20 protein-coding genes, 1 tRNA gene and 1 pseudogene are annotated in these 19,972 nt (G+C 64.8%); 10 read left to right on the top strand and 12 right to left on the bottom strand.

The genetic code is table 11. The annotated features are described in order from the left end of the window. Nucleotides 1–776: acyl-CoA thioesterase (locus tag PMI42_RS05695; RefSeq protein WP_008131406.1), on the bottom strand; the 776-nt coding region annotated here is incomplete at its 3' end. Nucleotides 777–914: 138 nt separating this feature from the next. On the opposite strand from PMI42_RS05695, the gene PMI42_RS05690 reads away from it, so the two are divergent. Then, nucleotides 915–2,135 carry a ubiquinone biosynthesis hydroxylase gene (locus tag PMI42_RS05690; RefSeq protein ID WP_008131404.1) on the top strand — a complete coding sequence of 407 codons (1,221 nt, stop codon included), beginning with the start codon at nucleotides 915–917 and terminating at the stop codon, nucleotides 2,133–2,135. Between the two features lie 115 nt (nucleotides 2,136–2,250). On the opposite strand, the gene PMI42_RS05685 is transcribed toward PMI42_RS05690, so the two are convergent. Further along, nucleotides 2,251–2,448 carry a Trm112 family protein gene (locus tag PMI42_RS05685; RefSeq protein WP_008131403.1) on the bottom strand — a complete coding sequence of 66 codons (198 nt, stop codon included), beginning with the start codon at nucleotides 2,446–2,448 and terminating at the stop codon, nucleotides 2,251–2,253. 61 nt (nucleotides 2,449–2,509) lie between these two features. Beyond that, entirely contained in the window at nucleotides 2,510–3,040 is a 531-nt protein-coding gene (locus PMI42_RS05680) for a TetR/AcrR family transcriptional regulator (protein WP_008131402.1), read from the bottom strand. 90 nt (nucleotides 3,041–3,130) lie between these two features. Here PMI42_RS05680 and PMI42_RS05675 point away from each other — a divergent pair, with 90 nt between their 5' ends. The 3 genes from PMI42_RS05675 (at nucleotide 3,131) to PMI42_RS05665 (ending at nucleotide 4,595) form a co-directional block, all read left to right on the top strand. Continuing rightward, on the top strand, nucleotides 3,131–3,481 hold the full coding sequence (locus tag PMI42_RS05675) for a hypothetical protein (protein WP_008131401.1): 351 nt from the start codon (nucleotides 3,131–3,133) through the stop codon (nucleotides 3,479–3,481). 202 nt (nucleotides 3,482–3,683) lie between these two features. Further along, a complete protein-coding gene (locus PMI42_RS05670; RefSeq protein WP_008131400.1) occupies nucleotides 3,684–3,962 on the top strand; it encodes a PepSY domain-containing protein in 279 nt (92 codons plus the stop codon). Between the two features lie 39 nt (nucleotides 3,963–4,001). Further along, a complete protein-coding gene (locus PMI42_RS05665; protein ID WP_008131399.1) occupies nucleotides 4,002–4,595 on the top strand; it encodes a cytochrome b/b6 domain-containing protein in 594 nt (197 codons plus the stop codon). Between the two features lie 176 nt (nucleotides 4,596–4,771). Here PMI42_RS05665 and PMI42_RS05660 read toward each other — a convergent pair whose 3' ends face one another. Next, nucleotides 4,772–5,449 carry an LON peptidase substrate-binding domain-containing protein gene (locus tag PMI42_RS05660; RefSeq protein WP_008131397.1) on the bottom strand — a complete coding sequence of 226 codons (678 nt, stop codon included), beginning with the start codon at nucleotides 5,447–5,449 and terminating at the stop codon, nucleotides 4,772–4,774. 92 nt (nucleotides 5,450–5,541) lie between these two features. After that, nucleotides 5,542–6,465: a thioredoxin gene (trxA, locus tag PMI42_RS05655; RefSeq protein WP_008131396.1), complete on the bottom strand. Its 924-nt coding sequence runs from the start codon at nucleotides 6,463–6,465 to the stop codon at nucleotides 5,542–5,544. A gap of 273 nt (nucleotides 6,466–6,738) precedes the next feature. Here trxA and PMI42_RS05650 point away from each other — a divergent pair. The 4 genes from PMI42_RS05650 to PMI42_RS05635 all read left to right on the top strand — a co-directional run bounded on the left by PMI42_RS05650 (nucleotide 6,739) and on the right by PMI42_RS05635 (nucleotide 10,318). Then, nucleotides 6,739–6,813: transfer RNA gene (locus tag PMI42_RS05650), tRNA-Gly, on the top strand. Between the two features lie 76 nt (nucleotides 6,814–6,889). Continuing rightward, nucleotides 6,890–7,873 carry an NAD-dependent epimerase/dehydratase family protein gene (locus PMI42_RS05645; protein ID WP_035964618.1) on the top strand — a complete coding sequence of 328 codons (984 nt, stop codon included), beginning with the start codon at nucleotides 6,890–6,892 and terminating at the stop codon, nucleotides 7,871–7,873. Nucleotides 7,874–8,256: 383 nt separating this feature from the next. After that, nucleotides 8,257–9,531, top strand: a complete 1,275-nt coding sequence (locus tag PMI42_RS05640; protein ID WP_008131394.1) for a PQQ-dependent sugar dehydrogenase — start codon at nucleotides 8,257–8,259, stop codon at nucleotides 9,529–9,531. A gap of 193 nt (nucleotides 9,532–9,724) precedes the next feature. Continuing rightward, nucleotides 9,725–10,318, top strand: coding sequence for a c-type cytochrome (locus tag PMI42_RS05635; RefSeq protein ID WP_008131393.1), 594 nt, complete (start codon nucleotides 9,725–9,727; stop codon nucleotides 10,316–10,318). Nucleotides 10,319–10,395: 77 nt separating this feature from the next. Here the strand turns inward: PMI42_RS05635 and panE are convergent, their stop codons facing one another. From panE to PMI42_RS05615, 4 genes are all read right to left on the bottom strand, one after another. Then, nucleotides 10,396–11,319: a 2-dehydropantoate 2-reductase gene (gene panE, locus PMI42_RS05630; protein ID WP_008131392.1), complete on the bottom strand. Its 924-nt coding sequence runs from the start codon at nucleotides 11,317–11,319 to the stop codon at nucleotides 10,396–10,398. Between the two features lie 110 nt (nucleotides 11,320–11,429). Further along, entirely contained in the window at nucleotides 11,430–12,038 is a 609-nt protein-coding gene (locus PMI42_RS05625) for a 2-hydroxychromene-2-carboxylate isomerase (protein ID WP_008131390.1), read from the bottom strand. Nucleotides 12,039–12,140: 102 nt separating this feature from the next. Then, on the bottom strand, nucleotides 12,141–13,505 hold the full coding sequence (locus tag PMI42_RS05620) for an MATE family efflux transporter (RefSeq protein ID WP_008131388.1): 1,365 nt from the start codon (nucleotides 13,503–13,505) through the stop codon (nucleotides 12,141–12,143). 61 nt (nucleotides 13,506–13,566) lie between these two features. Then, a complete protein-coding gene (locus tag PMI42_RS05615) occupies nucleotides 13,567–14,148 on the bottom strand; it encodes a DUF2239 family protein (RefSeq protein ID WP_008131386.1) in 582 nt (193 codons plus the stop codon). 164 nt (nucleotides 14,149–14,312) lie between these two features. On the opposite strand from PMI42_RS05615, the gene PMI42_RS05610 reads away from it, so the two are divergent. Next, nucleotides 14,313–14,978 (top strand): glutathione S-transferase family protein, encoded by a 666-nt coding sequence (locus PMI42_RS05610; RefSeq protein WP_008131385.1) that lies wholly within the window; start codon nucleotides 14,313–14,315, stop codon nucleotides 14,976–14,978. 27 nt (nucleotides 14,979–15,005) lie between these two features. Here PMI42_RS05610 and PMI42_RS05605 read toward each other — a convergent pair whose 3' ends face one another. Next, entirely contained in the window at nucleotides 15,006–16,301 is a 1,296-nt protein-coding gene (locus PMI42_RS05605; protein ID WP_008131384.1) for an MFS transporter, read from the bottom strand. 98 nt (nucleotides 16,302–16,399) lie between these two features. Beyond that, nucleotides 16,400–18,151, bottom strand: coding sequence for a gamma-glutamyltransferase (gene ggt / locus PMI42_RS05600; RefSeq protein WP_008131383.1), 1,752 nt, complete (start codon nucleotides 18,149–18,151; stop codon nucleotides 16,400–16,402). A 112-nt stretch (nucleotides 18,152–18,263) separates the two neighbouring features. On the opposite strand from ggt, the gene PMI42_RS05595 reads away from it, so the two are divergent. After that, the gene (locus tag PMI42_RS05595) at nucleotides 18,264–19,652 is read left to right on the top strand and encodes an MFS transporter (protein WP_008131382.1); all 1,389 of its coding nucleotides are present in this window, start codon (nucleotides 18,264–18,266) and stop codon (nucleotides 19,650–19,652) included. Nucleotides 19,653–19,765: 113 nt separating this feature from the next. Here PMI42_RS05595 and purH read toward each other — a convergent pair. Further along, nucleotides 19,766–19,972, bottom strand: a pseudogene (purH, locus tag PMI42_RS05590) (bifunctional phosphoribosylaminoimidazolecarboxamide formyltransferase/IMP cyclohydrolase); the annotation flags it as partial.

Genomic DNA, 19,972 nt, shown 5'->3' with positions numbered 1-19,972 from the left:
CCGCGGCCGCCTTGCGCGCTCGGCGAATCCTGCGCGTAGAGCAGCCATTCGTCGGCGCGGAACGGGCGGTGAAACCACATCGCGTGATCGAGGCTCGCCGGCATCATGCGCTTGTCGAACAGCGTGCGGCCGTAGCGGGCCATGATCGCATCGAGCAGCGAGAAGTCCGAGGCATAGGCCAGCGCGCACAGATGCAGCGCGGGATCGTCGGGGAGCTTTGCGGCGGTGCGAATCCAGATGTTGATGCGGCCGTCCTCGACCTTCTGGCCGAAATAGCGGCCGATCTCGACCGGACGCAATTCGATCGGACGATCCATCTCGTAATAGCGGCGGATGAACTCCGGCATTTCCTTGAACAGCGGTTGCTTTGCGACTTCCTCCGCGGTCAGCTTTTCCGGCGGCGGCACGTCGGGCATCTTGTCCTGGTGATCGAACGCGCTTTCCTCCTCGGCGTGGAAGGAGACCATGATTGAGAAGATCGCATTGCCATGCTGGATAGCGGTGACGCGGCGGGTCGAATAGCTCTTGCCGTCGCGCAGCCGCTCGACTTGGTAGATGATCGGGACCTTGGGGTCGCCCGGCAGGATGAAATAGCAATGCAGCGAATGCGGCAGCCGGCCCTCGACGGTGCGGCAGGCCGCGACCATCGCCTGCCCGATCACCTGGCCGCCGAACACCCGCTGCCAGTCCGTCTTCGGGCTGTTGCCGCGGAACAAGTTCACCTCGAGCTGCTCGAGGTCGAGGATCGAAATAAGGTCGAACAGGCTCTTGGACATGGAGTGAACTTTCTTGCCGTCCGTCCGGGGAGGATGCTCCGGAATGACACATTTGGGCCGTTCCGCCCTTGTTTCACCGCACTGTTTCGCCCAGCTCAAGTCTGCTAGCAAGACCAAGAGTCAGCCGGGAAAGTTGGTATGTCGGTACAGGGTAGCATTGTCATTGGCGGCGGCGCGTTCGCGGGCCTCGCCCTTGCCCTCGCGCTGCGCCAGGGGCTCGGGCCCGAAATTCCCGTCATCGTCGCCGATCCCGCGCTGGCTACGCGGCCGAGCCGCGATCCGCGCGCGACCGCGATCGTGGCCGCCTGCCGCCGCCTGTTCGAGGCGATCGGCGCCTGGGACGACGTCAAGGGCGAGGCCCAGCCGATCCTCGACATGGTCGTCACCGATTCCAAGCTGGAAGACGCCACCCGTCCGGTGTTCCTGAATTTTGCCGGCGATGTCGCGCCGGGCGAGCCCTTTGCCCATATGGTCGAGAACCGCCGCCTGATCGATGCGCTGGTGGTGCGCGCCGAGGCCGAGGGCATCGATCTGCGCGCCACCACGGTCGCGTCCTACGATGCGCGCGCCGAGGGCATCGACGTGACGCTCGGCGACGGCAGCGTCATTGCGGCGAGCCTCCTGGTCGCCGCCGACGGCGCGAAGTCGAAGCTGCGCGAGCGCGCCGGCATCGCCACCCATGGCTGGGAGTATGACCAGTCCGGCATCGTCGTCACCGTCGGCCACGAGCGCGATCACGAAGGCCGCGCCGAGGAGCACTTCCTGCCTGCGGGTCCCTTCGCGATCCTGCCCCTGTCGGGCAAGCGCTCCTCGCTGGTGTGGACCGAGCGCCGCGCCGAGGCCACGCGCATCATCGCGCTCAGCGACGAGGAGTTTCACGCCGAGCTCGAGCAGCGTTTTGGCCTGCATCTCGGTGAGGTCAAGGCGCTCGACAAGCCGCGCGCGTTTCCGCTGTCCTATTTCGTGGCGCGCTCCTTCATCGCCGAGCGCCTCGCGCTGGTCGGCGATTCCGCCCATGTCATCCACCCCATCGCGGGCCAGGGCCTCAACATGGGGCTGAAGGACGTCGCCGCACTGGCCGAAGTCGTCGTCGATGCCGCGCGGCTCGGCATGGATCTCGGCGGCGCCGACGTGCTCGAGCGCTACCAGCGCTGGCGCCGCTTCGACACCATGGCGATGGGCCTTGCCACCAACTCGCTGAACTTCCTGTTCTCCAACCAGTCGACGCTGCTGCGCACGGTGCGCGACATCGGCCTCGGCTTCGTCGACCGCGCTCCGCCGCTGAAAAATCTCTTCATCCGCCAGGCCGCCGGGCTGACGGGCGAGGTGCCGCGGTTGTTGAAGGGCGAGGCGTTGTAGCGAGGATTCGCGTCATCTTCGTAGCCCGGATGGAGCGAAGCGTAATCCAGGGCCGCTGCCTCATCAGCTCCAGAAGTCCCGGATTGCGCTGCGCTCCATCCGGGCTACAAGAATCTCAATCGATCTTCCTTGCCTCTTCCGGCAGCATGATCGGGATGCCGTCGCGGATCGGGTAGGCGAGTTTTGCGGACCGCGAGATCAGCTCCTGTTTTGCGGAATCGAACTCCAGCGGCCCCTTGGTCAGCGGGCAGACCAGAATCTCCAGCAATTTGGGGTCGACGCTGTTTTCGGGGCGTTCGGTGGGCGTGCTCATCTTGGTCTCCGGCGGTCATTTGCCTCTAGCATAGAAAATGGCGGCCGCCCATTCCATCGACTCAAGCGGAAACCATCAGCATGATCTCGTCGAGCAATACCTGAAGCCGCGACGCCGGCACCGGCGCGCCCGACAGGGCAAAGCCGAGAAAGGTCCAGTACAGGATCTGCGCGCGCGCCTGCGCCGTCGCCGGCGCGAGCCCGCGCGTCACAAGGAGCTGCTCGATATAGTCGATCCTGCGGCGGTCAATCGCGCGGACCGCGCCTTGCGCGGCCGCATCGAACGCCGCCCAGTTGCGCACGGCGCGCTCTAGGTCGAGCCGTGCGCCAAAGGAGCGTCGCAGCAGCGCTTTGAGCGGCTCGTCGCCGGCGGCCTCGACATCGGCGATGATCTGCTCGGCCGCGATCTCGCGCCAGCGCTTCAGCACGGCGGCGTGGAACGCGCCGAGATCGGCGAAATGCCAATAGAAGCTGCCGCGCGAGACGCCCATCGCCTTTGCGAGCGGATCGGCCTTCAGGGCGGTGAAGCCGTTCTTGGCGAGCGCCTTCAGTCCCTCCTTGATCCAGTCCTCTGCGGTGAGCTGCTCGGTCATGTCGGTTCCGGGGATTTGACCATACACTACTGTATTGACAGGCGCCGGACCAGCTTCTATCTCACCATACACAGATGTATGGAGACGATGATGCGCGATCTCTTGCTCCAATGTGCCGGCGTCGCCGCCATCGTCGTGGCGCTCATCCACGGCATCCTCGGCGAGACCAAGGTCTTTCCCCGCGCCCGGATCGAGCCGGAACGGCTCCGGACGCTGATCCGCCTGGTCTGGCAGGCCTCGACGGTCGCCTGGATCGGTGGCGGTGTGCTCCTGGTCGCGGCGCCCTGGATGGACTCGGAGCTGGCGCGCCGCTGGATCGTCGTCACCATGGCCTGCGTCTACGGCCTGTCCGCGCTCGCCAATGCGTGGGCGACGCGCGGCCGGCATTTTGGCTGGATGGCGCTCAGTGCCGTCGTCGCGCTCGCGCTGGCGGGCTATTAGCGACGCGACTTGCAGCCTGTGAGACGTAAGGCCGCAGCGACGGCTCAAATGCGTGCTGCCTACGGAGACCACTGAACTTTTTCGGATCGTTAGAATAACTCTAAAGCCATCCGCCGCCGAACCGGATTGACTTCACTCTCTCCTTTGCTTCCTTCGGTCCCGCTTCGCGCCGCGCGCGCACACGACAGAGGAGGAGACGTTCGTGAAGGTCATTCGTGTTGCTGCAATTGCACTGACGATGGGGATTGGGATGAGCTCGGCGGCCATGGCCGACGGTTTCAAGGATTGCACCAAGCTCGACAAGGCGTCGTGGAAGCCGGCCAGCGAAGCCGAAGCCAAGGCCAAGGCGCTCGGCTACGAAGTGCGGCGGTCCAAGATCGAAGGTTCGTGCTATGAGGTCTACGGCGTCAAGGAAGGCAAGCTCTACGAGCTGTTCTACAGCCCGGAAGATCTCAGCCTGAAGAAGACGGTCGCCAAGTAAGGTCTCAAGTCTCGCGTAAGTCTCAGGGATAGTCACGGCTTGATCGACGAAGCGGTGCCAGAAGCGCGCGGGGTGTCCGACACGGCCCCCGCCGATCGAACGGCTTCGCGGACGGTCGTCGTTTGGGACCTCCCGTTACGCTTGTGGCATTGGGCCCTCGCAGTCAGCATTCTGCTCGCGTGGGTCACGCCCCCCGTCTACGACACCCTTCACCGCATGGTCGGCTATTCGGTACTCCTGCTCCTGGCCTTCCGTTTGGTCTGGGGCTTCCGGGGCAGCCGCTATTCGCGCTTCCGCATGGTCGGCGTCAGGCTTCGCGCCGCACCGGGCTATCTCTGGAATCTGCGCCGCGGCATCACCGGCCGCTATATCGGGCTCAATCCGGCCGGCACGTTGATGCTGGTCGCGCTGCTGCTGTCGATCGCCGTCTCGGCCATCACGGGCGCGCTGTCGGTGACCGTGACCTTCTTCGGCGTCTGGTGGATCGAGGACACCCACGCCTATGCGTCGGACGCTGTCATCGTTCTGGTCGTGCTGCACGTTCTGGGCGTGGTGCTGATGGGACGTCTTCAGCGCGAAAACCTGATCCGCGCGATGATCACCGGACGCAAGCGCATCCGCGGTCATCAGTGAAATGGCGTTGGGATGATTGAGCCGCAGGCTCGGTCACCTCTCCCGCTTGCAGGAGAGGTCGCGGAGCGAAGCGACGCGGGTGAGGGCTCTCTTCCTGGGGATTGTCCCGTTGCGGATACACCTTCTCCCCAGCTTGCAAGCGAGGGAGGGAGCGCACCTTCCGCGGAAGCGCACCCTCACTGCAACGGTGGATCGCCGCTGGTGCGCTTCTTGGCGAGGTCCATCTCGGTCACCGCGATCAGGATCTCGGCGCGGGTCTTCAGGTCCATCGCTTCCAGCATCGCCTGCTTTTCCGCGGGGCCGTAGGGCGACATCATCGCCAGCGCGTTGACGAGCGCCTCGTTGGGCGCGCTCTCGACGCCCTCCCAATCGACCTTGAGATTGTTGGCCTTCAAAAAATCCGCCAGCACGGCCAGCAGCGCCTCGCGATCGACCTCGTCCTCGCCCATGCGCGCGGTGAAGTCGTCGACGAAGGCGAAGAAGTCCACCTTGCACTGCCGATAGGCGGTCAGCACATCGAGCTCCTCGACCACCTTGAAGCGCGAGACGCCGGTGAGCTCGAGGATGTAACGGCCGTCGCCGGATTCGGCGAGCTGGGTGATGCGGCCGACGCAGCCGACGCGGAACAGCGCCGGCTTGTCGGAATTCTTCGGCGAATGCGCGATATCGGGCTGGATCATGCCGATCAGGCGATGGCCGTCGCGGAAGCTGTCGTCGACCATCGAAAGGTAGCGCGGCTCGAAGATATTGAGCGGCATCTGGCCGCGCGGCAGCAGCAGCGCACCCGGCAGCGGAAACACCGGAATGATCTCGGGGAGGTCGGCGGGGCCGCGATATTCGATGTTGATCGGCATCTGGTCCCCGCTGAAGTCCCGCCTGCTAGAGCATGATCCGGAGAAGTGCGAAGCGGTTCTCCGACAGGATCATGCTCCAAAAATAACCGCGCCTACGAAAACAGGATCGTCGACAGGCGCTTGCGCCCCTCGACGGTCGCATCATCCGTGCCGCCCCAGGCCTCGAAGAACTGCACAAGCTGCTTGCGGGCGCCGTCGTCGTTCCATTTGCGGTCGCGCTTGATGATGGCGAGCAGTTGCTCGGTGGCGGCTGCGCGGTTGCCTTGCGCGTTCAGCGCGGTCGCAAGGTCGAAGCGCGCCTGATGATCGAGCGGGTTTGCGGCGACCTTCTGCTCCAGCTCCGCCACGGGCCCGAGCTGCTCCGCCTGCTCGGCGAGATCGATCGCGGTCTGCACCGCCTTCACCGCGGGGTCGTTGCGCTTGGATTCCGGCACCATCGCCAGTGTCTGCTTGGCCTGCTCGATCGCGCCGGAGACGGCGTAGCATTTGGCGAGGCCCGCCAGCGCCGCGATGTTGGTCGCATCATGCTGGAGCGCTTCGGCGTAGATCTGCGCGGCCGCGGCGGCATCGCCCTCGGCGAGCACGGCGTCGGCTTCCTGCACGATCTCGGCGACGTTGACCTCGCCCGGCGCGGTCACGCCCTTGGTCAGCTTCTCGATGAAGGCGTTGAGCTGGCTCTCCGGCACCGCGCCCATGAAGCCGTCCGCGGGCTGGCCGTTGACGAAGGCGATCACGGCCGGGATCGACTGGATGCCCATCTGGCCCGGGATCGCCGGGTGCTGGTCGATGTTCATCTTGACCAGCTTGACCTTGCCCTTGGCCGCCCTGACCGCCTTTTCCAGCACGGGGGTGAGCTGCTTGCAGGGGCCGCACCATTCCGCCCAGAAGTCGATCAGCACCGGCTGGCGCTTCGATTCCTCGATGACGTCCTTCATGAAGCTCTGGGTGGTGGTGTCCTTGATCAGATCGGCCGCAGCCGGGTTTGCGGCTCCGTTACCCTGGTCGATGATCGTCACGGGATCCCCTCGTCATGTCTGGAATGGCGGCTCTTTAGCACGTCGCCAATGCATATGCTTCGCTGTCGGCTCCTAAATTGGGCCGAATGGGCCGAATTTCAATCCATCGGGGCCGATTCGCCGGTTCCAGCCCGTTTCCGGGCGATTCGGCCGCATTCGGGGTGTATTCAGGGCTAAAATCGCAGATCCATGCCGCCGGTAGCTGTTGCATTCCCCTCCCGCTTTTGGCATACGACAGCCGTTGCCGGCGCAGTCATGCGGCCGACACAGGATGCGGGTGTAGCTCAGTGGTAGAGCACGACCTTGCCAAGGTCGGGGTCGAGGGTTCGAGCCCCTTCGCCCGCTCCAATTATCTCCCAAGCATCCAGTCAAACCGGATCGGTCCATGGTTCGCCATGCCGCTGCCGGCTGGTTTGGGTCTCACATGACAGTTCTGGTTTCGGGCAGTGCAGGTCACCTCGGAGAAGCGATTCTCCGGACGCTCCGCGGGCGCGATTCCCCTGCTCGCGGGATCGATCTGAAGCCCTCTCCGTTCACTGATGCGGTCGGCTCGATCGTCGATCCCGACTTCGTTCGGCGCCAGATGGACGGCGTCACCGCTGTGATTCACACCGCGACGCTGCACAAGCCGCATGTGGCGACCCACACCAGGCAGGATTTTATCGACACCAACGTCACCGGCACGCTCAATCTGCTTGAGGCGGCCGCCTCCGCCGGCGTGCGCAGCTTTGTCTTCACCAGCACCACCAGCGCGTTCGGCTCGCAGCTTCGCCCCCGGGCGGAACAAGCGGTGTGGGTGACGGAGGACCTGCCGCCGGTGCCGAAGAACATCTACGGCACCACGAAACTGATGGCGGAAAATCTGTGCGAGCTGTTCTTTCGCGAGCGTGGCCTCCCGGTTGTGGTGTTGCGGACCTCGCGGTTCTTTCCGGAGGACGATGACGACCCCGCGATGCGGTCGGCCTACCCGTTGGACAACGCGCAGGCCAACGAGCTGCTCTATAGACGGCTGGATATAGCGGATGCGGTGAGCGCCCACCTGCTCGCCGCCGGGCGCGCGCCTGACATCGGCTTCGCCCGCTACATCGTGTCCGCGACGAGCCCGTTCGAGCCGCACCATCTCGCGGCGCTGGCGCGCGATGCGGCAAGCGTCGTGCGTGCGCTCTATCCGGATTGCGAGGAACTCTACGCCGCGCGCGGCTGGCGGCTGTTTCCCGCGATCGACCGCGTCTATGTCAACGCGCGGGCGCGGCGCGAGCTCGGGTGGCGGCCCGAATTCGACTTCGCCCATGTGCTGAACTGCCTTCGCGACGGCCGCGATTTTCGCAGTGCGCTGGCGCACGAGGTCGGGTCGAAGGGCTATCATGACACGGCGTTTGACGATGGGCCTTACCCCGTCGCCTCGTAAGCGCCGCGTTTGTCGTTTTGCCTGACGCATCAGATGTCTGTCGGGAGTCACCGGGCGCAGCGCGGCCCGGGCCGTTCTACTGTGCATGGGGTTGTTTTCGCGTTTTTGATGTGGCCGCCCCTCCCGCTGCCTGCAAATTGAGCCACGCGCGATTTCGATTCCGCGTTGCAGCGAGATCATTGCCGCTGCCGTGCGCATGCAGAGAGAAGATCCGTCTCAATTTTTATTGAGCCTAACCGCAGTGCACGCGGCGCGCTTCTCACCGCCGGCAGATGTGCTAACCTTTTTGCGTCTGCCTCTCGGACAGACTCAAAACTTCGCCTCTCGACTAGCCATAACAAAATAACGTGCAGCCCTGACGGCTGCCATAGGGGAGTGACGCGATGACATCGATGTTCCATCGATCCGTGTTGGCGCTTGCAGCCGTGGCCCTTCTTGCGGGGACCAGCGTTGTCAATGCGCAGCAACAGGACAAGAACCGGGCCCTGAAGAAATACGAATCCGGCACCAAGGAATTCTGGACCCATCCGCCGGATGACTGGTTCCTCGGCGACGAGACCGAGGCGCAGAAGGGCCTCGCACCGCCGTCGGGTCCGCCGACCGGCGCGTCGGAGGCCGAGCTCGCGGCGATGATGAAGAAGATCAAGCTGCCGGCCGGCTTCAAGATCGAGGTCTATGCCTCCGGCGTTCTCGCCGCGCGGCAGATGGCCTGGGGCGACAGGGGCACGCTGTTCGTCGGCTCGTTCGGCCTCGGCAACGTCTATGCCATCAAGGACAATGGCGGGAAGAAAGAGGTCAAGACCATCCTCAAGGGGCTGAACATGCCCACCGGTCTAGCCTTCAAGGATGGCGCGCTCTACGTCATCGCGGTCGACAAGCTAATCCGCTACGACGACGCCGAAGCCAATCTGGACAAGCTCGGCGACGGCAAGGTCGTCTATGACGACATGCCGTCCTATGCCGCGCATGGCTGGAAGTACATCGCGGTCGACAAGGAAGGCTGGTTCTACCTTCCGTTCGGACCGCCCTTCAATGTCGGCATTCCCCCGACCAGCGTCTCGCAGATCCGGCGCGTCGATCCCAAGACCGGCAATGCCGAAATCTACGCGCTCGGCGTTCGCAACTCGGTCGGCGGCGACGTCGATCCGCGCACCGGCAAATACTGGTTCACCGAGAACGCCCGCGACTGGATCAGCGACGATCTGCCCTCGGACAAGCTGAACATGATCTCGAAGATCGGCGAGCATTTCGGCTATCCCTACTGCCATCAGGGCGACCTGCCTGATACGAAGTTCGCGATGGGCCACAAATGCTCCGAGTTCACGCCACCGGTGCTGAACCTCGGCGCGCATGTCGCTCCGCTCGGCATGAAGTTCTATACCGGGGATCAATTCCCCGCCGAGTACAAGAACAACATCCTGATCGCCGAGCACGGCTCCTGGAATCGTCACAAGTACCAGGGCGGCAACATCACGCGCGTGATCGTCGGTCCCGACGGCAAGAACGCCAAGAAGGAGGTGTTCGCCTCCGGCTGGATCGAGGGTGACCAGGGCTATCTCGGCCGGCCCAACGACATCATCCTCGCCAAGGACGGCTCGATCCTCGTCGCCGACGACTGGGCCGGCGCGATCTACCGCATCAGCTACAGCAAGAAGTAGCGCGACACGAGAAGGAGGCTGCGACCGCGCGATGGTCGCAGCCTCTGTCATTTTCCAAGCCCACCGCTGTCGTTCCGGATTGCGCGCCAGCGCAAGTCCGGAACCCATAACCCCGATCCGTGGTTATGGATTCCGGGCTCGCGCCAAGTGGCGCGCCCCGGAATGACGAGTTCGATAGATCGGAATCCCAATCATGCGCCGACAGTTTTCTTCGTACGCTATCGGCGCATTCTCGCTCGCAGCGCTCACATTCATCCCGGCCCAGGCCGCCGACAATGCCGCGATCAAGGAGAAGGCCTCCGTCTGCTCCGGATGTCACGGCGAGAACGGCATTTCGCAGACCGAGAACATTCCCTCGCTGGCCGGCCAGCCCGATCAATTCATCCAGTGGCAGCTCGTGTTCTTCCGCGCCGGTTCGCGCAAGAACGACCAGATGCAGCCGATCGCCGAGGAAATCACCAACGAGGACATCCGCAATTTCGGCGCCTATTTTGCGCAGATGGCGCCGCCGAAGGCGGAGGAGGATAAGGATCCGGACCTGTCGAAAAAAGGCGCGCAAGTCGCCGTCGGCCGCCGCTGCGCCTCATGCCACACGGATAGTTTTGCCGGCACCAAGGCCGTCGCGCGGCTCGCGGGCCAGCGCGAGGAATATCTCGTCAAGGCGCTGCGAGACTACAAGAGCAGTCAGCGCGTCGGCGGTGGCGGCGCGGCGATGGCCGATGTCGCCTATCACATGAGCGACGAAGAGATCACGGCGGTCTCGCACTATCTCGCGTATTTCAAATAGCGCGCGGTCGTTAGGACAAACTCAGCTGTCGTCCCGGGCTCGCGCTTTGCGCGCCCCGGGACGACGATCGAGCATGGTTAGCTCGCCCGCTGCTTCTCATATGCCTTCAGATGCGTATACGCGATGCGCAGCTTCGGCACCGGCACCTTCGCGGCATCAGCGCGTGTGATCAGGTCGCCGATTACGTGGTCGGCTTCCACCGGCAGGCCTGCCTTGATGTCGCGGAACATCGAGGCGGTCATCGGCGAGCCCTCGGTGGTGATGTTGCCCTTCACCCGCTCGAAGAACGGGCCGCCCGGCGTGTAGCCTGACGCGGTTGCGATCGCGCTGGTCTCATCCAGCATACCGAGCAGGAAGTCGCGGCCGCCGGGGGCCGCCAAAATGTTGCCGACGGAGGTGCGCATCAGGCTGGTGCTTGCTGCGAGCGAGGAGAGGAACACCCACTTCTCCCACATGTCCTGCATGATGTTCTGGCTGGCGGTGGCGCCATTGATGCCGCTCTTGAAGGCCTCGTCGATCGCCTTGACGCGGTCCGACATTTTTCCGTCGCGCTCGCCGTAGGTGATCGCCTGCATCGGCTGGAGCTGCACCACCTCCCGCTTCTCGTTCAAGGTCGCGGCGATGGCGCAGAGGCCGCCGAGCACGCGCTCCTTGCCGAACTTGGCATCCAGCGTGTCGAGATGCTTCATGCCGTTGAGCATCGGAATGATCGCTGTATCGGGGCCGACCGCTGCGGCGAACGACTTGATGGCGTCGTCGAGATCGAATGCCTTGCAGCTCAGCAGCACGACGTCGAACTTGTCCTTGATCGCGTCGGCCTGAACGGTCGGCGGGTTCTTCAGCGTCACGTCGCCGTTCGGGCTCTTGATGACGAGGCCGGCGCTCGCGAGCTCGCTGGCGCGCCGCGGCCGGACCAGGAAGGTGATGTCGCGGCCGGCCTGCAACAGCCTGCCACCAAAATAGCCGCCGATGGCGCCGGCGCCGACCACGAGAATACGCATGGGAAATTCCTTATTGTTGCTATTGGCGGCCTATCTATAGACGCCCTTGCGCGCGAAGCGAAGCAACCCGGAATGTTACCGCGATCACATTCTGTCGCTGAAGATGCGGGCTATTCGCCCAGCACCGTCTCCTCGACCTCGCGCAGCTGCTCCTTGCCGAAGAACATCTCGCTGCCGACGAAGAAGGTCGGCGATCCGAACGCACCGCGCGCGACCGCCTCCTCGGTGTTCTTGATCAGCTTGCCCTTGATCTCGGGCTCCCCGGCGCGGGCGAACAGCTTTTGGGCATCGAGGCCCGAGGACGCCAGCGCCTTGGCCGCGATTTCGGGATCGTCCATCTTCTTCGGCTCGCGCCACATGTGGTGGAAGGCGGCCTCCACGTATTTTTCGAACACGCCCTCGGCCTGCGCCGCGATCGCCATGCGCATCAGGTTCAGCGTGTTGACGGGGAAGTGCGGATTCCAGACGTAGGGCTGGACCTTGAAGCGCTTGATGAAGCGCTCGGTTTCGACCCCCTGGAATTCGCGCTTGTTCTTGACGCCGGCGAGCGTCTCGGCCGGCGACTTGTTGTTGGTCGACTTGAAGATGCCGCCGAGCAGGATTGGCACATAGTCGAATTTGACGCCGATGCGCTGCTCGATCGCCGGGATCGCGAGATGGCTGAGATAGGCGTTCGGGCTGCCGAAATCGAACAGGAATTGCGGGGCTGTGCGGGTCAAATCGTTCTCCCTGACCTGGCTTCTTGATCTGGCTTTCCATCCATTGTGGCGCAGCGTGCGCCACAGGTCTACCGTTTAATGACGGTCATAATATCTTGACGATCAGATCAGGCGCCGGATCGTCCGCTTGCGCCACACCAGCAGGTAATAGCCCATCTGCAAAACCAACATGGCGCAGAACACGATGGGATAGGCGGCCCACACGCCCTTGAGGCCGATCATGCGGCTGAGGATCACTGCCGACGGCAGCTCGATTGCGACAATGGCGAAGATCGACAACAGCATCGGCGTCAGCGCCACGCCGGCGGCGCGCATCGCGCCGGAGAACACCGTGGCGAGGCCGAACGGCACCGAGCTCCACAGGGCGATGAAGAGCAACTCCTTGGCCAGATCGAGCACGGCACCGTCGGTGATGAAGATGCCGAGCACGGCGCGTGGTGCCAGGTAGATCAGCGCCACCAGTCCACCGGTCAACACGAGATTGAACGTAAGGCCGGTGCGCACGATGCCGTCGAGCCGGGCCCTGTCGCCGCTGCCGATCGCCTGCGCGCCGAGGATCGAGACCGCGATCGAAATGGACATCGCCGTGAACTGCGCATAACCCATGACCTGGTTGACGGCGCCGTAGGCGGCGGTGGCGTTCGACCCGTAAGTGTTGACGAGGCCGAGAAGGACCAGCTCGGCGACCGCCATCACCACCATGCCGATCGCGCTTGGCAGACCGATGCCGAGGATTCTTCCGAGCACGGCGCGGTTCAGTCGCAGATGGCGCAGCAGCGCGGTATCAGGTGCAAGCGCATGTTTCTTTCGCCGCAGATAGACGGCCAGCGCGATCAGCGTCAGCGCATTCGCAATCGCGGCCGCCCATGCCGGGCTGGTGATGCCGACCGCCGGCAATCCAAACGCGCCGCGGATCAGGACCGGCGCCAGGATCAGGCCGATCGCGGTCGACAGCGCCAGCGCCAACAGCGGCGTGAGTGCATCGCCGACACCGCGGATCATTGCCGTCATCAGCAGGAAGACGAAGCCGAGCGGCATGGTGAGCAGCATGATGCGCGCATAGGCGGAGGCGGGATCGAGAATATCTGCGGGCGTCGCGAGCGCCATCATCAGCTGACGGCTGAAAATCCCGCCGACTAGGGCGACTGAGATCGAGAGCAGCAGGCCGATCGCGAGCGTCGTACCCACGATGCTCTTGATCCTGCCGTGCTCGCCGGCGCCAAAGGCCTGGCCGATCAGCACGGTGGCGCCGGTGCTCAGGCCCATGACGAACGCGAACAGGAAGAACATCACCGGGAAGAACACCGAGACGGCCGCGAGCGCGTCGACGCCGATCATCTGGCCGAGATAGACGTTGCTGACGGTGCCGAACAGCGATTGCAGCGCGTTGCTCAGCATCAACGGGGCGAGGAAGCGGAAGAAGATCGTCCAGAGCGGTTTTGGAGCGGACACGGATCGGCCTTTCATGAGGACACGCGAAGCCGTTGCCGCGCAATGCGCGGCTTGGCCGTCGATGAAGAAGCGCGCCCTAGGCGCGGTCGCTGTAGGCGAGCTTGACGATGTGGTCGCGGATATCGGTCGGCCAGTCCGCGATCAGGCCGGTGAAGCGTCGCCGGTCATCTGCGAACAGCGCCCGCGAAGCTTCCTCGAACTGCGGCAGATTGCCGGCCATCGTCGACATGAAGTGATAGGCCGCATCGCGCGCCTGCCGCTCGCGATCCTTGTCGCCGCTGACACGCCTCGCCTCGTCGACGAGTTTTCGCAAGGCGACGGAGGCGCCGCCGGGCTGGGCGTTGAGCCACTCCCAGTGCCGCGGCAGCAGCGTCACCTCGCGCGCGACCACGCCGAGTTTGGGTCGGCCCCGGCCGCGTGGTTCGGTCGGCGGTGCAGGCTCCTCGGCCGGGGGCGGGACGAGCTTCGCCACCCGCGCCAGCACCTCGCGGTCCCCGCCGCGGAGATCGAAGTCGATTGATCGGCCGGTGGCATCCTCGAAGATGATGATGGGCTCGTCCTGCGGGGGCGGCATCCGCTTGACGACCAGCGCGACCTCTCCTGCCGGCCCGGAGGCCAGGCGGCGTTGGCCTTGGAAGGCGGTAAAAATCCTTTGCATTGGAATCATTGCCATATTGGTCGTGTTGGCCGATTTTAATACCCGGGTAGATTATCAACGTCAATACACCCGGGTGAAAATATCCGTCCGAACGGCTCGACATTGCGGTCCCGGGCTGGCAGGTACGCGGCCAACCGACCACGCCTAGCCCGGGGACTCCACCGATGCTGACCGTCCACCACCTCAACAACTCCCGCTCGCAGCGCGTGCTGTGGCTGCTCGAGGAGCTCGGCGTGCCCTACGAGATCGTGCGCTATCAGCGTCAGCCGGACATGCGCGCGCCGAAGGAGCTGCGTGCGATTCATCCGCTCGGCAAGTCGCCCGTCATCACCGACAACGGCAACACCATCGCCGAGTCAGGCGCGATCGTCGAATATCTCATCGCGACTTACGGCAACGGCCGGCTGATCCCGCCGCCTGATACGCCGGAGCGGCTGCGCTTCACCTATTGGCTGCACTATGCCGAAGGCTCGGCGATGTCGCCGCTGCTCCTGAAGCTGTTGTTCACGCTGATGCCGAAGCGTGCGCCCGCGCTGCTGCGTCCGCTGGTGCGCAAGGTCTCGAACCAGGCGCTCACCGCGCTGGTCAATCCGCAGCTCAAGCAGCACATGGATTATTGGGAAGGCGAGCTTGGCAAGAGCGAGTGGTTCGCCGGCAACGAGTTCACCGCCGCCGATATCCAGATGAGCTTCCCGCTGGAAGCCGCGCAAGCGCGTGGCGGGCTGGAGCAGGGCCATCCCAAGGCGATGGCGTTCCTGGAGCGCATTCACGCGCGGCCGGCCTATGCGCGTGCACTGGAAACGGGCGGGCCGTATCAGGTGGGGCGGTAAGTTTCCTCACCGCCCCGGAACGACCTGTCAGTCCGCGTGCAGCACCCGGCCACGCGTCTCAGGCAGCGCGAAGGCAGCGATGAAGAACAGCGCATAAGCCGCCACCGCGAACATCGCGATCGCATTCGCAAGCGACGTCGACGCCGACAGTGCGCCGACGAGGAACGGAAACAGCGCGCCGATGCCGCGGCCGAAATTGTAGCAAAAGCCCTGGCCGGAGCCGCGCAGCCGCGTCGGATAGAGCTCGGTCAGGAACGCGCCGATCCCTGAGAAATAGCCCGAGGCGAAGAAGCCGAGCGGGAAACCGAGCACCCACAGGATCTCGTTGGTGAGCGGCAGCTGCGTGTAGAGCAGCACCACGGCCATGGCGCCGATCGAGAAGATCAGGAACAGGTTGCGCCGACCGATCCGGTCGGCGAGCCAGGCGCCGGTGAGATAGCCGATGAAGGAGCCGATGATCAGCGTCGAGAGATAGCCGGTCGAGCCGACGATCGACAGGTGCCGCTCCTTGGTCAGGAACTGCGGCACCCAGAAGGTGACGGCGTAGTAGCCGCCCTGGCAGCCCGTCGCCATCAGCGACGCCAGGATCGTGGTCTTCAGGATCGGGCCGGAGAAGATTTCCCAGAGCGCCGGACGATCGCCGCTCGCGGCGTGCCTGGCGCGGGCTTCAGCCGCGATCTCCGGCTCGGTGACGGAGCGGCGGATGTAGAACACCAGCAGCGCCGGCAGCGCGCCGATCACGAACATCCAGCGCCAGGCCGTTTCCGGCGGCATGACCGAGAACAGGATCGCCTGCGAGAGCACCGCAAGACCCCAGCCGACCGCCCAGCCCGACTGCACCGAGCCGACCGCGCGGCCGCGATATTGCGGCCGGATCGCCTCGCCCATCAGCACGGCGCCGGCGGCCCACTCGCCACCGAAGCCGAGGCCGAGCACGGCGCGTGCGATCAGGAGCTGGTCGAAATTCTGCACGACGGCGCAGACCAGCGAGAAGAACGAGAACCAGATGATGGTGATCTGGAGCGTCCTGACCCGGCCGATATGGTCGGAGAGGTAGCCGCCAAGCCAGCCGCCGATCGCGGAGGCCAGCAGCGTCACCGTGCCGGCGAGGCCTGCGGAAGCCGCATCGACCTTCCACAGCGCGATGATGGTGCCGATCACCAGCGGATAGATCATGAAGTCCATGCCGTCGAGTGCCCAGCCGGCCGCGCAGGCCCAGAACGTCCGCCGCTCCGGTGCGTTCATGTCGCGATAGAAGGCGAGAAGGCTGGTGTCCTCGATCTCGGCGCGTTCGATGCGCTGGTTCGGATCGGCTGTGCTCATGTGCGTTTCCCCGGCTGTTTTTATTTGGCCGAGGCGTGGTAGCACGGGCGACGGCCAGCGCAAGCCGGTGCGCGCTATCGTGCCATGCAATGAGAGAGTTACTGTCCCGCCACTTCCGCGCCGCGCGTGCGTGGATCTGGTGCGCCGAGAGGACCGTTCGGCGTCACGAGAATAGAATTGGCCGATGTCTGCCCCATCGGCTCGACGATGAGGTGGTCCATCGCCTTCAGCTCGGACAGCACGCTCTCGGGAAAGCCGCGCTCGACGCGCACTTCGTCCGGCAGCCATTGATGGTGCAGCCGCGGCGCGGCCACGGCGGCGGCCACGTCCATCCTGTAGTCGAGAACGTTGACGATCACCTGGAGCACGGTCGAGATGATGCGGCTGCCGCCGGGCGAGCCCGTCACCAGCACCGGCTTGCCGTCCTTCAGCACGATGGTCGGCGACATCGAGGAGAGCGGTCGCTTGCCGGGCCCAGGCAGATTGGGTTCGTAGCCGACAAGGCCATAGGCATTCGAGGCGCCGACCGCCGCGGTGAAATCGTCGAGCTCGTTGTTGAGCAGCACACCCGTGCCGTCGGCGACGAGTCCAACGCCGTAGCTGAAGTTCAGCGTATAGGTGTTGCTGACGGCGTTGCCGTGGCTGTCGACGACCGAGAAATGCGTGGTATTGCTGCCCTCGCGCGGGGCGGGAGGGGTGGACACGATCTGTTTCGACGGCGTGGCGCGATCGGTGGAGATGCCTGCGCGCAGCTTGGCGGCATAGTCCTTTGCCGTGAGCGTCTCGATCGGCGCATTGACGAAGGCGGGATCGCCGAGATAGCGCGCGCGGTCCGCATAGGCCCGCTTCATGGCCTCGATCAGCAGGTGCAGCGACGCCGGCGAGCCCTGCTTCAAATCAGCGAGCTGAAAGCCTTCGAGGATGTTGAGCGTTTCCACCAGCACCACTCCGCCGGAGGACGGCAGCGGCATCGAGACGATGTCGTAGCCGCGATAGCTGCCACGCACCGGCGCCCGGATCACCGCCTGATACGACTTCAAGTCGGTCGGCGTCATGATGCCGCCGGCATCGGTGACCGCCTTGGCCAGTTTTTCCGCGACCGGCCCCTCATAGAAGCCGCGCGGTCCCTGGGCGGCAATGGCCGACAGTGTTTCAGCAAGGTCTCTCTGTACCAGCCGGTCGCCCTCACCGAGCGGCGTGCCGTCCGGGCGCGAGAATATTTTGGCCGAGGAGGGCCAGCGTGCGAACCGTCGGTGCCAGCCCGGCAACGTGTCGGCGATGTCGTCGCTGACGACAAAACCGTCGCGGGCAAGCGCGATTGCGGGTTCGAGCAGCTGCGCCAGCGTGAATTGGCCGGAGCCATATTCTTCCAATGCCAGCGCAAGACCTGCGACGGTCCCGGGCACACCAATGCCGAGCGCGGAATCGCGCGACTTCGTGACATCGGGCTTGCCGTCGGGACCGAGGAAGATTTGCGGCGTGGTCGCCGCCGGCGCGGTCTCGCGATAGTCGATCGTGATGTCTTCGTTGCGATCCGTCGAATGGATCACCATGAAACCGCCGCCGCCGATATTGCCGGCGCGCGGATAGGTCACCGCCATGGCAAAGCCGGTGGCGACCGCGGCATCGACCGCATTGCCGCCGCGGCGCAGGATATCGGCGCCGACTTGCGCCGAGATCTTCTCCTGCGCCACCACCATGCCATGCTCGGCGGGAACGGCATGCACCGTGTCGAGCGCCGGCGGGACATAGGCGCGCCGCGCATCCTGTGCGGTCGCGGAGACGAGACCGAACGCCAGAGTGGCAATGAGGGCGAAAAACGTTCGCCGTGTCGAAGAAGACGACATCATCAAGCTTCCACCGGGGCCATCAGTCTTTCTTCGGGCCAGTTCACACGCGTCGCTGCAATGCTATACGGTTTGTCCTGAGAGAGGCAAAACTGTTCGTGAAGAGGACTTTGGAATGACGACGATCGCCCCGGATGCGCGCATGGCTGGCGCGCCACGGACCTATCCGCCGCGCTCTGCCGTCATCAGCTGGATTTTCTTCGATTGGGCCGCGCAGCCTTATTTCACGCTGATTACGACCTTCGTGTTCGCGCCCTATTTCGCGACCAGCATCGCGCCAGATGCTGCCACCGGCCAGTCGCTGTGGGGTTTTGCGATGGCGGCCGCGGGTCTTGCCATCGCGCTGATGTCGCCGATGCTGGGCGCCATCGCGGATGCCTCGGGCCGCAGGAAGCCGTGGATCGCAGGATTCGGCGCATTGCTGGTGCTGGCGGCCTGCACGCTGTGGATCGGCAAGCCCGGCGATCCCTCCATCATTCCGCCGCTGCTCACCGCGGTCGCGCTTGCCAGTGTCGGCGCGGAATTCGCCACCGTCTTCAACAATGCGATGATGCCGACGCTGGTGCCGCCGGAGCGGATCGGGCGGCTTTCGGGCACCGGCTGGGCCACGGGTTACATTGGCGGCATCGTCAGCCTGATCATCGTGCTCGGCTTGCTCGCCGCCAATCCCGAGACCGGACGCACCCTGCTCGGCCTCACACCGCTGTTCGGGCTCGATCCCGTAACCCATCAGGGTGATCGCGCCGCCGGGCCGTTGACCGGGCTGTGGTTCATCGTCTTCGTGACGCCGCTGTTCCTGTTCACGCCGGACTATCCGGCGAAGCGCCCGCTGCGCGAGGCGCTGCACGAAGGGCTGGCGGAGCTGAAGCAATCGATCAGGAGCTTGCCGCAGCAGAAGTCGCTCGCGGCATTCCTACTCGCCAACATGATCTATACCGATGGCCTCGTGTCGCTGTTCGCGTTCGGCGGCATCTATGCCGCCGGCACCTTCGGCTGGCACACGATCCAGATCGGCACCTTCGGCATCATGCTGGCGATTGCCGGCACCTTTGGCGCATGGCTCGGCGGCAAGCTCGACGATCGTCTCGGGCCGAAGCGGGTGATTGCCGGCAGCATGCTGGTCTTGCTGCTCGCGGTGGCAGCGATCCTCCTGGTCGACAAGGACAGCGTCCTGTTCGTCAAGGTCGCGCCGCCTGTGCCGGGCGCGCCGCTGTTCTCGAGCGCGGCCGAGCGTGCCTATCTCGTGCTGGGCTGTCTGATCGGTGCAGCCGGCGGCCCGCTTCAGGCGGCTTCGCGCACGCTGCTGATCCGCCTCGCGCCAAAAGATCGTATCGCGCAGTATTTTGGCCTGTTTGCGCTGACCGGAAAGGTAACGTCCTTCATCGGCCCGCTGCTGATCGGCGTGATCACCGCGGCGACGGCCAGCCAGAAGGCCGGCATGGCCGTGCTGGTGGTGTTCTTCGTCGCGGGGCTCGGGCTGTTGATGCGGGTGCGGGAGTCGTAGCTCCCGCTGTCGCTTCGTAGCCCGGATGGAGCGCAGCGCAATCCGGGAAACCTGTTGCTGTTGATGCGCTGACCCGGATTGCGCTGCGCTCCATCCGGGCTACCACCAGCCAATCAGTGCCGGAAGTGCCGCGTTCCCGTGAACACCATGGCGATGCCGTGCTCGTCGGCGGCCTTGATCACCTCGTCGTCGCGCATCGAGCCGCCGGGCTGCACCACCGCGGTGGCACCGGCCTCGATGCAGGCAAGCATGCCGTCGGCGAACGGGAAGAACGCATCCGACGCCACCACCGAGCCCTTGGTGAGCGGCTCGGCGAGCCT

This window comes from Bradyrhizobium sp. YR681 (assembly GCF_000282615.1).
In the GTDB taxonomy this organism is placed as follows: Bacteria; Pseudomonadota; Alphaproteobacteria; order Rhizobiales; family Xanthobacteraceae; genus Bradyrhizobium.
The sequence above is the reverse complement of the archived record's forward strand: the minus strand, read 5'-3'. Positions and strand labels throughout refer to the sequence as shown.